This window comes from Thalassolituus marinus (assembly GCF_020320395.1).
GTDB lineage: Bacteria > Pseudomonadota > Gammaproteobacteria > Pseudomonadales > Oceanobacteraceae > Venatoribacter > Venatoribacter marinus.
Map to the genome: position 1 here is coordinate 1 of NZ_JAEDAH010000063.1, position 12,680 is coordinate 12,680.

The window sequence follows — 12,680 nt, forward strand, 5'->3', positions numbered from 1 at the left end:
TTGGGTTTTGGCGAATGCAAACTTAACCGATTTTACTGCCGTTCTCATTTTTCACGCTTAAATGCGATGAACCTAAAAAAAGGCTGCCAGTGGCAGCCTTTTTTTTAACCCGAAGCTTAACGCTCCAGATATTGCAGCTTATCCGCTACGCCATCCCACTCTTCAGCATCAGGCAGAGCATCTTTCTTCTCGGTGATGTTATTCGCCGCCCACTCTTCTGACAGTTCGGCGTTCAGCTCAATGTACTGCTCCTGGCCTGCCGGAACTTCATCTTCAGAGTAAATGGCCTGAGCCGGGCATTCAGGCTCACACAGAGCGCAGTCGATGCATTCATCCGGATTGATAACCAGGAAATTCGGACCTTCATAGAAACAGTCTACCGGGCAGACTTCCACACAGTCGGTGTACTTACACTTCACACAGTTATCGGTAACGATAAACGCCATCCGGCTCTCTCCTGATAATTCTTTTGCACAATGCTTGGCTTTGCTGGGTGAGTCACGGTCTCACCCGGATTAGCCGCCATTTTAGGTAGCCTGCCCGGTGCGGGCAAGGCGGCAGTTCAGACAGTTCTGTTATAGATTCATTCCGCTTTTGTCTGAGAGCAGCAGATCACATCAGTTTTTTAAGCTCGTACAGCAGTTCCAGTGCGGCTCGTGGCGTCAAATCGTCCGGGTTAATTCCGGACAAACGATTTTCAACTTCTGATGGCATAGCGGCAAACAGGTCATTCTGCTGGGGCCCGTCGCTAATAGCTTTGGTTGGTGACGGGCTTGCTGCTGCCGTCGCAGTCCGGGTCTGTGGCGCTGGCGTGGAGCCTGTGGATTGTTCCAGGTGCTGGAGCTGACCTTTGGCTGCCTGAATAACATTGGCCGGGACACCGGCAAGCTGAGCAACCTGCAAACCATAGCTCTGACTGGCGGGACCTTCTTCCACAGAATGCAGGAAGATAATGCGCTCATCGTGCTCCGTGGCCTTCAGGTGCACGTTGGTGACGTTATCGTGCTGCTCCGGCAGTGCAGTCATTTCAAAGTAGTGAGTGGCGAACAGGGTCAGAGCCTTAATGTTCTCAGCCAGATGAGCGGCACTGGCCCAGGCCAGTGACAGGCCATCGAAGGTGCTGGTACCACGACCTACTTCATCCATTAACACCAGACTCTGGGCCGTAGCGTTGTGCAGGATGTTAGCGGTTTCGGTCATTTCCACCATAAAGGTTGAACGGCCACCGGCGACGTCGTCAGACGAACCCATGCGGGTGAAAATACGATCAATCGGGCCTAGCGTACAAGCATCTGCCGGTACATAGCTGCCGATATGTGCCAGCAGGGCAATCAACGCGACCTGACGCATATAGGTCGATTTACCGCCCATATTCGGGCCGGTAATGATCTGCATATTGGTGCTGGAATCCAGATGGGTATTGTTGGCGACAAAAGGATCTACGATCAGGTTTTCCACCACCGGGTGACGACCCTGACGGATATCCACCAGATTGTCTTCCACCAGATCAGGCTGCACAAAACGCAGAGTCTCGGCGCGTTCAGCCAGGTTGGCCAGTACATCCAGTTCAGACAAGGCTGCAGCACAAACCTGCAGGGCGATCAGTTCTTCTGCCAGTGCCTGTACCAGTTCTTCGTACAGGGCTTTTTCGCGGCTCAGTGCACGGCTTTTGGCGCTCAGCGCTTTATCTTCGAAGGTTTTCAGCTCCGGCGTGATAAAGCGCTCGGCGTTCTTCAGTGTCTGGCGGCGGATATATTCCGTTGGTGCGGCATCGGATTGAGCTTTGGAAATCTCGATGTAGTAGCCATGCACGCGGTTATAACCGACTTTCAGGGTGCTGATGCCGGTGCGCTCACGCTCCTGCTCTTCCAGCTTAACCAGATAGTCGCCAGCGTTTTCGCTCAGCGCGCGCAGCTCGTCGAGCTCACTGTCGTAACCTTCGGCAATGACACCGCCATCACGAATAACCACCGGAGGGTTTTCAATAATGGCCTGTTGCAGGCGCTCAACCCAGTGCGGGAATTCAACCGCACGTTCCAGCAGGCCGCGGGCCAGATCGCTGTCGAGGTTGTTCAGTTGCTGGCGGATGTCCGGCACCACGGCCAGCGCATCGCGCAGGCGCGCCAGATCACGCGGACGGGCAGAGCCCAGTGCCACGCGGGAAAGAATACGTTCGATATCGCCAACCTGGCGCAGGCTGCTGTGAATATCGTCAGTGGCGTAGTTCTGAATCATCTGTGCGATCAGCCCCTGGCGCTGGCGCAGCAGATTACGATCACGTAGCGGACGGTTGAGCCAGCGCTTGAGTAGACGACTGCCCATGGCGGTGGCGGTTTTATCCATGATCCACGCTAGCGTATGCTGGGTATCGCCTTTCTGGTTGATGTCGATTTCCAGATTACGGCGGCTGGCCGGATCAATGATGATGGCATCGTCCGGCTGCTCGACCTGCAGTGAGCGAATGTGTGGCAGGCTGTTGCGCTGGGTTTCCTGAGCGTAATGCAGCAGAGCGCCAGCAGCGCGAATAGCGACACTCATGTGCTCACAGCCAAAGCCGCGCAGGTCGCGGGTTTTCAACTGCTGAGTCAGCAGACGCAGGGCGGTGTCCGATTCGTAGTGCCACGGAGCCAGTTCACGTGCGCCCTGACGCTCTTTGATGGCTGTCAGGTGCGTCTGGTCTTCACTCAGCAGTAATTCTGCCGGACGCAGCCGTTCGACTTCGGCCAGCAAAGCATCATCACCATCAACTTCCAGCACTGAGAATCGGCCGGAGCTGATTTCCAGCACCGCCAGACCATGGCGCTGCTTATCGGAACACAGGGCGACCAGCAGGTTATCGGAGCGCTCATCAAGGAAGGCTTCATCGGTCAGGGTGCCCGGTGTAATCACTCGTACGACTTTACGTTCGACCGGGCCTTTGGCCAGTGCCGGGTCGCCGATCTGTTCAGCAATGGCGACGGAGACACCTTGCTTTACCAGACGGGCGATGTAGTTATCGGCGGCATGGAAGGGAATGCCTGCCATCGGGATCGGCTCGCCGCCACTGTGACCGCGGGCGGTTAAGGTAATGTCGAGCAGTTGCGCAGCGCGCTTGGCATCGCTGTAAAACAGCTCGTAGAAGTCGCCCATCCGGTAGAACAGCAGGGTGTCCGGAAACTCCGCCTTAATGCGTAAATACTGCTGCATCATAGGTGTGTGTTTTGTGTCTGGCATAGCGTGGATTCTGGCTTTCTTTTGGTTTGATGCCCATTTTATTGGGCTTTTTGCTGGTGGGACGAGTCTCTGAGGGTCCACCAGGGTTCAGTATGTTTGCCTGAATCCAGTATAAAAGTATAACTTTTGGTGTAACGTTTTTGATGGGTGAAAAGCTACACTTAAAAAATGTTACACTTTTCTGGATGGCTCAAAACAAGTTACGGATTTTTTATGGCAGGCGCGAAGAGTAACAAAACACTAACAACCAAGACAATCGAGGCAATGAAGCCAGGTTCGCCGGTATTGACTGATACTGAAGAGAACAGGGGGTTGAGGGTTTCGTGTGGTAGTACAGGGAAGAAAACCTTTACTTACCGTTATAAAAGCCCTGCTACCCAGAAGTTGAAGTCGATCAAAATCGGTAACTTTCCGGATATTTCGTTATCTCAAGCTCGTCAAAAGCTTCAGGAGCTCAAGAAGCTTCGCGCAGAGGGGGTGTGTCCCTCTGAAGAAGAAAAACGTAGGGTTGCGGTTATCAGGGAGCAGACGCTAGAGCGAGTAGAATCGACATTCACTGTTGAGGATATGGTTGAGCTATATCTCACTGAGTATATCGAGGATCGTCATGGCAAAGACGGCAAGATCATTGCTGGGTCTCGCAAGCCCAAAGGACAAGCAGAAACCCGACGGACATTGCATAGCGATGTCGTTCGCACCCTTGGGAAAAAAGCTGCAGAGGCGGTTACTCGTCAGAATGTCATTGATCTGGTTAAGGAGATTGTTGACCGGGGGGCGAATGTTCAAGCGGGCAATGTGCTGCGAGAGTTGTCAGCAGCGTATGAATACGCCTTGGGTTTGGGGCGTCTGTCACAGGACTTCGTAAACCCTGCAGTCCTGGCGAAAGCGAGTTTAAAACAAGCCAAAATAAGGCTTAGCAGTGAGCGTGGTAAGCGGGTGCTTACGGATGGTGAGCTGAAAAAGCTGATTGAGTGGCTACCAGGCTCTCATTTTACCGCAACGATAACAGGAATTTTGCGTTTAACTCTCTGGACTGGGTGCCGTACTGGAGAGGTGTGCGTGGCAGAGTGGGATAACATCGACCTGAATAAGGGCACGTTTCATATTCGTGAATCTAAGACGGATATAGAGCGTCATGTTCAGCTGCCCCGTCAGGCTGTTGAGTTCTTGAAAGGGTTGCAGCATACAACCGGCAGGTATCTGTTTGCTTCACAAAAAACCAAACTGCCTCTCCAGCAGAAACAACTGACGGAACAGGCTTGGCGGCTTCGTCAGGACGGACGAATGCTTGATATTCCTCACTGGACACCTCACGACCTTCGCCGGACGGTGCGCACAGGGTTGGCGCGTTTGAAGTGTCCATCTGAGGTTGGTGAGGCGATTCTGGGACACTCCAGATCAGGTATTGAGGGTACTTACGACCTGCATCGTTACGAAGATGAATGCCGGGAATGGCTCCAGCGATGGGCTGATTACATGGATAGTCTGTGAGTTGATGTGTTAACTGTATAGACGGCTTTAATTGATCGGATCAAATCTTTGTAACTTTGAAGACAATAGATGCGCGATTTGGTTTATCACGGTAAATCTCAATTAGAGCCTCCATGAATTGGCTGGCTGATATATTCAGCTGCTTTGCTTCATCTTGAACGATGTTGTATGCATCAATAGGCAGTGTCACGCTCTTCGTTTTCTTCTTCTGGCGGCTTAAGTGGGATCGCCAGGCGGATTCCATTTGGGCTCGTTCATTATCCGAAAGACGTTTGCCCTTTGATATGTCGAGGAGTACCTGCTCCGCCACATCCGAACCCTCATCCCAGTCCTTCTTTTTGGCGAGATACTTGAAAGCCCATTGCTGCTGTTTCTTATTGCTTGGGTGTATCCATTCTGAATTTTTCATAGTTCCACTCTATTTTAATTCTGACACTATCGTACAGACTCGGCTTCGTTGATGGATTGCCGTGTCACGCATGACGTCACGTTTCCCTCACTTTCTAGTGAAAGATTCTTTTTGTCCTTGATGTGATAAAGTCTGGGGCTGATAGGGTTATTTTGAGGACGACCAGTGAGCTGGACTATGGCAGTTAAGGCAATTTCTCCTGATCGCACTAATGGCATCACGCTTTCTTTTCGGGCTCGTGTGGTTATGGCGCACTTACTGCGAGACCTCTCGTCCAACACTGACTTCGATATGAGTAACTATGCCACGGAAAGAGGGTTAACCAGGAGCTTTTTTTTGAATGGTGTTAACGACCTGATCGACGTTGGCTGGATCAGCTCGGAAAGCAATGGCAAGCTGACCTTGGGGCTTGATTGCGAAATTGAAGGGGAGCTGAGTTCTTGGCAATCGTCGCTGGCTGACTACCTGATGTTTCCGGGGAGTGTATGTGAAAGGTCAGAATGGCTGGACGGGAAGTTAACTCGACTTGCTTCCTCTCGGCAGGCTTCTGTTAAAAAGATCCCTTCTCACCTTGAGATGGTCTTGCTGTATCTGGTCATTTCTGCCACAAGCTATGGGGTCATTCCTAACGTTACGTATCACGATATTGCTGATTGCTGCGGTATTGCTCGTTCCAGCGTGAGGAATAAACTGAAAATTCTCCAAGAGTACGGTTTTCTAAAGTACTACCCAGGAGGCAATAGCAGGGCCGTACATGGCTCTTGGATATCTATCAATTCAGTGTACGTTCTTTCCAGGCAGCTTATACAGTGCATGAATGCGGACTACATGCCTCTTCCTGTTGCTTTAGACGATCTGAACAGTGATGACTTGCTGATGCTCAGTCCAGGAGCGAGTGGAAGCTGGTTCGAAATATGGCCTAAACAGTTCAGCTCGCTGATTCCAACTTCAATCATCATTAATGATGATCAGGACAAGAAGATATATGAAGGCCTTTCTGATGCTATCACTGATCAAGCGAAGCTCAACGTACTTGCGAGAATTGTGTCGGCAGCCAATTTTATCCTCTTACATGGAGACTTGAATGCTCAGCTTCAGGAGGTTGTTGACGGTCGGGAGCCGATGACTGCTGTTGTCTTGGCTCGAATCATGCGGGCGTTGGATGTGTCTTCACTGTGTGCTGTTGTGCCAGTTGTATCCGGGGGTGACGAGATCAGCGGCAATCAGAATGAAACAGTTGTAATGGCCATGTTGAGGAAGACTATAGGTCTTCAGGCAGTAAGGATGGCGACTAAGGTTTTAATCGACAGAGGCCACCAAAGGATGGCAGCCGAAGCAATGATCCGGAAGCAAAATAGTCAGAGTAAAGAGGATGTGGGTGATCCATCCAAATAATTTCATACACCCCCGCCAGATCCTGTGAGCAAATTACAGGAGCTGCAAAAAATGAAATTCATCCGTCTAACTGAAGTCATGGCCAAGACTGGCCTGGCCCGATCCACCGTTTACAAGCTGATCTCTGAAAGTAACTTTCCGGCAAGCGTATCCCTGGGAGGGAAGTCCGTTGCCTGGGTTGAAGCTGAAGTTGAAGAGTGGATGCTGAGTAAGATTACTGAACGTGACGAAGGCGTTGCCTTGTCCGCATAAAAAATAAACAGCGCAGCTTCGGCTGCGCTGTTTATGCTGTTTAAGCCTGAAGCGTACCGCGAGCAGCGGCGGTGGGTTTCAGGCGTGATTTAAGTTTATGAACCTTCTGTTGTCGAACATCCGGCTCGGTGGTTTGCGAGGTGTCGTCGGAGGTAGCAGGGTAGAACTCTTCCAGAATCTCAGGCAGCTCTTCCTCACTGTACTCAAACTGCCCGTTGGCAAAGCCCAGGCTGGCGACGTTATCAAGTGCATCCTGATCAATGCCCGCAGACTCACGCTCTGTCTGAGTGATTTTTGCCTGGGTTACGGCATCCGTCAGGGTTAAGCCATCCATCAGTTCCAGATCCACATAATAGATAGCGGTTCTGTGGCTCATGGTGGTGCTCTTACCCCGCAGCTTCAGTTGCAGTGGCATGCAGTGAAGCAGGCCACCGGAGACTGCGCTGTAATACAGCATGCGCGCAAACAGCGAGCGAATGGTGTTGAAGCTGGTGGTGCGTAGGATGAAGCAGCTCAGATCCTGGTTGTCGTCACCTACCTGAACCGTCATGCGCCCGTACAGCTTGCACTGACCATTCTTCCCGAACTCACATAACCCACTGCCGGGGCATTCCAGCTCCTGCAGACCTTCGGCCGTCATCCTCCGGCAGGTTACGCCATTACCAACGCAGACTGGTCGCCCGGTCTGCCGGTCAAACATGGAATACTCCGCCCGCAGGTTCAGATCGGCACAGGAAAACGGCAATCGCACCGGAATCCGGCGTAGCTTGTCGGTGTCCTGCTCCTTGCGCAGCTGTTCGTCCAGTGGATGCAGTACCCAGCCATCCTTGGTTTGTACCTGGCCGGTGAGGGTGAACTGATCATCCTTGGCAGGCAGGCGCTGACCGTTGCGTTCAACAACGCGGCCAATGCTGATGCGCCCAATAATGGGCGGTGTAATCGCAAGACCTTTAATCATGATGGTGCTCCTTAGCCTTCAAGGCTGGTGGATTGAATCAAAAACCGACGACTGCCCTGGCGTACCTGTGGGTACTGTTGCAGTAAATCGGGTTGGGCTTTCAGAAGGGATTGGGTATCTAGTGATACGCTGTCTTTGCTTTTCTTCCAGCTGATGCGGCCGTTGGCAAACTGCGCCACCGAGGCATCACCCATGCGCTGCTGAATCTGCTGCTTTAACTCAGACTCCTTAAGTGAGAGTTGCTGAGCTGCTGTGCGCAGTTCGGTCAGTTCATGAAATACCTGGTTGAAGTTGTCGTCGTCCGACAGATCAATCGCTATACCGTTATCCTTCGGGTACAGCGCCCGCAGCGCTTTATCCGCAGACTCGGAACCATCACTCGGTGGTGGGGTATCCGTTTCCACGAACTGCCAGAACTCACGTTCAAGCTCGATCAGCTCCCGGATTAACTCGTCATCCCGCTCAATGCGATAAATCCGGAACTCCTGACCGCAGATCAGCACAGCAACATCGGCTACCTGCTTGCCGGTAATGGCCAGCTGATGCTGTACCTGACACTGGTAATAATCAGGAACGCCGTCTTGCCACAGGCGGGCTCCATATTCACCAGCAGTCTTACACTCAAGAATCTGAACATCGTCACTACCGACCACGGCGTAGTCGAGATTGGCGAGCATCCAGGCCTTATCCGGATCGGGATGTTGCAGTACAGAATTAACCCGCCGCACCTTAAGCCCGGTCTTGCGGCTGTAATGCTCCGCGACGATGGGTTCCAGCACGTTGCCCCAATACATGGGTGAATCCAGATCGTCCGGTGCGTTGGTTAACTCGGATGACATCCGGCCCGTCTTAATCATCCACAGCTCAAGGCGTGATTGATAAGGGCTTATGCCAATGGCAGCGGCGGCATCGCTTGCACCGATACCCTGGTTACGTACCGTCAGCCATTCCTGGCGTGACATATCTTTGGTGGACACCAGGCGAATGGCCGTTGGTCGTTTGTTGGTTTGAAGGGCGTTTTGATGATTCATAGAAAAACCTCAAATAAAAAAGCCCCTGCACACCGAAGCATGCAGGGGCTGTAACGTTGAATGTGGAAGTAGGGTGAAGGCGTAAACTCAGGCGACCAGCGCCAGCGCGGTAGTCAGTGCGTTTTGCTTAATCGACGCGCCCTGACCAAACCAGGCAGAATCGAGTCGATAATCGCTGGTACGTGCGCGGCGCTCATGGTCAATGTATTCGGTCACGGCATTTAACAGCCCATAGGCAGTGCCTTTGGATGACGGTAAATGCGACCCATAGGCGTGACCGTTGAACAACTCCTGCACTCGATTCATAGCCTTAGAGTTGGCATTCTGGGTACCGGGTTGGGCGAATACCTGGCTGATGAAGTGCTCAGCTTCTTTGTCCTTAATCTTGCGTTCGCTGAGTGCCTTCATCTGATCCATGAATTGACTCCAGCTGGACACTGAAATCCCCATTTCACGTTTGACTTTGTCGGCATCAAAGATCGTATTGTGGCGAACCTTAACGCAGCTGGGTGCCTGGCCCTGCAATGCAACCGCCAGGGTGTTGTTGCACACCACCCGGATGCTGGTGAACTGCGCCGTAGTGGCCATGCTACCATCGCAGGCGGTTGCCAGTAGTACATAGGCACGACTTTCATCATTGCCCTTCAGTACACCGGTTTGCCCCGTTCTGGCTAAAGCCCAGAGCTTTCGACCACCTTTCAGAACGCCTGCGGTTTCCAGTTCAAAACCCGCGTACTCCGTCAGGTCGCGGTAAAACTCCAGGATCTCCTGGGGCTGAACAACCTTATAGCGATTGCCGACCACAGAAAGCCCGGCATTGGTATCTGAGCGATACAGCACCTTGCCTTCGCTGTATTCCTTCAGCTCACCCATCATCGGGTTCTCATGGGCAATAAACTGAATCGGAGATTCCTTGATCTCCCAGTTCATACCCGCCTGTTGTGCCCATACTTCCAAAGGTTGGTTTGGGGTTAATACGTTGCCCAGACCATGCCAGGGCGTTGCGCCGGTATAAGCCATACTTTCGACTAAATGTGACATATGTTTACCTCGTTACTTATGAATGGATTCATCGAAGAGATACTTTGCCTATCTCAGGTAAGTGATATATGTCTCAAATTTTTTCGAATCGCCGATTTTGGCCCCTTTTTCTAAATGATATATGTTTTAAATATCCTGGAATGAATGTAGTGACTGAAAGAAAGGTGATTATTTGAAATATTTTATCAGAGTGATTTTTTCTGAGTTATGTTCGGTGATTAAATAAAGTAGCGTAGGTGTCGTGATTTTTTAGGTTGATTAGTTGGAAATATAAAGTCTTCCTTCTTTATAAGTTTATATAACAAATAAAAATTTACATGAAGCATCAATGATCTGTACCCACAGAGAGCGATGCACCATGTCGAAATATCGTGAACAGTATTACAGAATGCTTAAAAGAAACCCTAACCTTACCGTTAGTCGCTACTGGCAGTATGCTGGCCTTAATGTCCAGCGTCATAAAGGGCCGAACATTACTCAATATCTTGATCGGATCTTAAATAGGCTGGATAAATCAATAAATAATCACTCGGAGATTGTTGTTCTCCGATTCGATCTTCATTTTCCTGGATGGTTTGATGATGAGGACCTTCTTGAAGTCGGTGAAAATATAATCACCAGATTCTGGGAGTCATTTAAATCTCAGCTGAAGGCATGTATTCGTCGAATGCAAAGAGGTGGTATCAATATCGAATACCACGCTCCAGATTATCTTTGGTGTAAGGAAAGGAATGGTCGAGGGCTTAGGTGCCACTTCCACTGTGTCCTGATATTGAATCAATCAATGTATGATCAGCTGTTGGAATATCATGGTGGTAAAGATCCGATTGTTTACATGATCAAGCAAGCCTGGGCGAGATGCCTTGGGTATTCCGATTACGAGGTGAGAGGATCTGTCTATGTACCTGACAATGCCATGTATTACGTGTCAAAGAATAACCCAGAACAGTATGCCGATGCGTTCTACCGATTGAGCTACCTGGCTAAGTCATCGACTAAGTGGTTTGATGACGGTAGCCAATGGTTTGGGGGTAGTAGGGGCTGAGTTACTATATAGGTAGACAGTCTCGTCTTCGTTGAATTATGTCCGGGTCTGTGTTATTTGGTAATCCTAGGGGTCTTGGTGGGAGGTGGTTTTGAGAAGGGAAATATACCCAGAGGAGTTAAACTATTTCTATCAAAAAACTGGTGAGGCTATCTGGCATTTGCAAATAGTTGAGGATTTTCTCGTTAAACTATACATGGTTAAAGGCGTGATTGTTTCTCCTGGTCGTTTAACGGAAATTGAGGCTCAATCTGAGCTGGTTAAGCTTGAGAAAAAGACCCTTGGTCAGTTGATTTCTTTGCTTGAGAAATCGGATTGGGTGTCGCAAGACTTTATCGTAAGGCTTAAAGAATTTAATTCTATTCGTAAGTGGATCGTTCATAACTCTGGGAGGCAAAGTGGTGAGTCACTTTATACGGATCAGGGACGGTTTGACTTTATCTCAAAGATAGTTGAGTTTACAAATTTGGCTGTAGGGTTTCAGAAGGAAATACGTGATAGTCTCGTTGATTATGGTGAGGAAAAGAATGTTTCTAAAGAAAATATATTTGATGAGGCGAGAATTAGAATTGATAGGCTGAAAGGTAGAATTTAGCTGAGAAATTATTTGTTGTTAATGAAATATTGTTTGGAGGTCCTGAGTTTTACGATATTTACCTCGGCCACTTCGAGTGCAGTGAATCTATAACATACAGATGGCTGTGCTCCTCTCCATAGCCAAATGCCTCCAGATGCTCATGACCAGCTTCAAGATCATCGTGCCGGTGAAATAGCGCATTATTTTCGTCCTCCGGCCAAAGTTTAGACGCCAATGCCAAGCCGATAACGGAAAGCCCGGCCAATACTAAAAACGCCGAATTCACATCCAGCACGGTTAATAACCAGCCGGCGAACGGATAGGCCATCATCCAGCCTGCGTGGGAGAGTGAAAAATGTGCCGCAAACAACGCCGGCCTGTCCGCGTTACTGGCTGAACGAACCAGAACTTTACTGGTTGGGGTCTGCACCAGAGAATAACCCGCGCCCAGCACGAGCCAGATAGTCAGCAAAGTGACATAGCTTGTGATAAGAGTGCCGGATAGTTGTGCAACAATCATCAAGCCGAGGCCTGCCAGCATCACTCTGCGCTCAGTGATTTTTTCCAGAAGCGTTGGCAGTGTCAGCGCTGTGAGCATGGAGCCAAAGCCGAAAGCAGCCAGAGCGAATGCCGTTTGCTGGCCACTCAGGGCAAAATTCCCCTGCACCAGAACCACGGTGTTAACGAACACCATAGCGCCCCCCAGGGCGGTGGTAAAACTCAACAACAGCAGACCTCTCAGTCGTGGGGTCAGCAGGTAAATGCGTCCACCTTTCGTAAGTCTGTCTGTCCAGGTATTCACCGCAGAAGCCTGGGCTTTTGGGAGGGTAACGGATAGCACCAGCAACGCTGACGCCACGAACCCCAGCATGGTGCCGAAAAATAATCCATGCCACGAGGTAATCAGCAGCAATGTCGCCGCCAGCATGGGGCTGATCAGACTTTCCATGTCGTATGCCATGCGGGAAAGTGACAGCGCTCTGGTGTATTCACGCTCGTCCGGCAGTACATCAGGAATCGTCGCCTGAAATAACGGCGTAAATCCGGCGGAACTGCTTTGCAGAACAAAAATAACCACATAGATGTGCCAGACCTCGGTGAGGAACGGCAGCGAAAGCGCCGTCAGCGCGCGGATAATATCCAGTGCCACCAACACAGGCTTGCGTGGGCGCCCCTGAAACAAGGCCGCCAGTAGCGGTGACACAAACACATAGGCCAGCATTTTGATGGTCAGTGCCGTTGCCAGCACAGTGCCTGCATTGTCTCCC

The 12,680-nt window shown here is 50.7% G+C and carries 12 protein-coding genes; 5 read left to right on the top strand and 7 right to left on the bottom strand.

Going from position 1 to position 12,680, the window contains the following annotated elements; all coding sequences use genetic code 11:
* Positions 1–116 precede the first annotated feature (116 nt).
* Together fdxA and mutS are read right to left on the bottom strand one after the other, a co-directional pair.
* Positions 117–446 (bottom strand): ferredoxin FdxA, encoded by a 330-nt coding sequence (gene fdxA / locus I9W95_RS12020; protein WP_225675200.1) that lies wholly within the window; start codon positions 444–446, stop codon positions 117–119.
* Between the two features lie 166 nt (positions 447–612).
* A complete protein-coding gene (mutS, locus tag I9W95_RS12025; protein WP_225675202.1) occupies positions 613–3,213 on the bottom strand; it encodes a DNA mismatch repair protein MutS in 2,601 nt (866 codons plus the stop codon).
* Positions 3,214–3,426: 213 nt separating this feature from the next.
* Here mutS and I9W95_RS12030 point away from each other — a divergent pair, with 213 nt between their 5' ends.
* On the top strand, positions 3,427–4,704 hold the full coding sequence (locus tag I9W95_RS12030) for a tyrosine-type recombinase/integrase (protein WP_225675204.1): 1,278 nt from the start codon (positions 3,427–3,429) through the stop codon (positions 4,702–4,704).
* A gap of 40 nt (positions 4,705–4,744) precedes the next feature.
* Here I9W95_RS12030 and I9W95_RS12035 read toward each other — a convergent pair whose 3' ends face one another.
* Complete coding sequence (locus I9W95_RS12035) at positions 4,745–5,113, bottom strand: hypothetical protein (RefSeq protein WP_225675206.1); 369 nt, start codon at positions 5,111–5,113, stop codon at positions 4,745–4,747.
* Positions 5,114–5,278: 165 nt separating this feature from the next.
* Between I9W95_RS12035 and I9W95_RS12040 the strand changes: the two genes are divergently transcribed.
* Together I9W95_RS12040 and I9W95_RS12045 are read left to right on the top strand one after the other, a co-directional pair.
* Complete coding sequence (locus I9W95_RS12040; RefSeq protein WP_225675207.1) at positions 5,279–6,508, top strand: helix-turn-helix domain-containing protein; 1,230 nt, start codon at positions 5,279–5,281, stop codon at positions 6,506–6,508.
* A gap of 51 nt (positions 6,509–6,559) precedes the next feature.
* Entirely contained in the window at positions 6,560–6,760 is a 201-nt protein-coding gene (locus tag I9W95_RS12045; protein ID WP_225675209.1) for an AlpA family transcriptional regulator, read from the top strand.
* 40 nt (positions 6,761–6,800) lie between these two features.
* Here the strand turns inward: I9W95_RS12045 and I9W95_RS12050 are convergent, their stop codons facing one another.
* The 3 genes from I9W95_RS12050 to I9W95_RS12060 form a co-directional block, all read right to left on the bottom strand.
* Entirely contained in the window at positions 6,801–7,718 is a 918-nt protein-coding gene (locus I9W95_RS12050) for a recombination directionality factor (RefSeq protein WP_225675211.1), read from the bottom strand.
* 11 nt (positions 7,719–7,729) lie between these two features.
* Positions 7,730–8,749, bottom strand: a complete 1,020-nt coding sequence (locus I9W95_RS12055; protein WP_225675213.1) for a YqaJ viral recombinase family nuclease — start codon at positions 8,747–8,749, stop codon at positions 7,730–7,732.
* A gap of 87 nt (positions 8,750–8,836) precedes the next feature.
* Positions 8,837–9,790, bottom strand: coding sequence for a DUF932 domain-containing protein (locus I9W95_RS12060; RefSeq protein ID WP_225675214.1), 954 nt, complete (start codon positions 9,788–9,790; stop codon positions 8,837–8,839).
* A 358-nt stretch (positions 9,791–10,148) separates the two neighbouring features.
* Between I9W95_RS12060 and I9W95_RS12065 the strand changes: the two genes are divergently transcribed.
* Positions 10,149–10,835, top strand: a complete 687-nt coding sequence (locus I9W95_RS12065) for an inovirus Gp2 family protein (protein WP_225675216.1) — start codon at positions 10,149–10,151, stop codon at positions 10,833–10,835.
* Between the two features lie 91 nt (positions 10,836–10,926).
* Positions 10,927–11,430, top strand: coding sequence for a hypothetical protein (locus I9W95_RS12070; RefSeq protein WP_225675218.1), 504 nt, complete (start codon positions 10,927–10,929; stop codon positions 11,428–11,430).
* Positions 11,431–11,488: 58 nt separating this feature from the next.
* Here I9W95_RS12070 and I9W95_RS12075 read toward each other — a convergent pair.
* Positions 11,489–12,680: MFS transporter (locus I9W95_RS12075; protein WP_225675220.1), on the bottom strand; the 1,192-nt coding region annotated here is incomplete at its 5' end.

Bases quoted from the DNA above. Each gene is read 5' to 3' on its own strand.
- fdxA (WP_225675200.1), bottom strand. From the start codon at position 446: ATGGCGTTTATCGTTACCGATAACTGTGTGAAGTGTAAGTACACCGAC.
- mutS (WP_225675202.1), bottom strand. From the start codon at position 3,213: ATGCCAGACACAAAACACACACCTATGATGCAGCAGTATTTACGCATT.
- I9W95_RS12030 (WP_225675204.1), top strand. From the start codon at position 3,427: ATGGCAGGCGCGAAGAGTAACAAAACACTAACAACCAAGACAATCGAG.
- I9W95_RS12035 (WP_225675206.1), bottom strand. From the start codon at position 5,113: ATGAAAAATTCAGAATGGATACACCCAAGCAATAAGAAACAGCAGCAA.
- I9W95_RS12045 (WP_225675209.1), top strand. From the start codon at position 6,560: ATGAAATTCATCCGTCTAACTGAAGTCATGGCCAAGACTGGCCTGGCC.
- I9W95_RS12050 (WP_225675211.1), bottom strand. From the start codon at position 7,718: ATGATTAAAGGTCTTGCGATTACACCGCCCATTATTGGGCGCATCAGC.
- I9W95_RS12055 (WP_225675213.1), bottom strand. From the start codon at position 8,749: ATGAATCATCAAAACGCCCTTCAAACCAACAAACGACCAACGGCCATT.
- I9W95_RS12060 (WP_225675214.1), bottom strand. From the start codon at position 9,790: ATGTCACATTTAGTCGAAAGTATGGCTTATACCGGCGCAACGCCCTGG.
- I9W95_RS12065 (WP_225675216.1), top strand. From the start codon at position 10,149: ATGTCGAAATATCGTGAACAGTATTACAGAATGCTTAAAAGAAACCCT.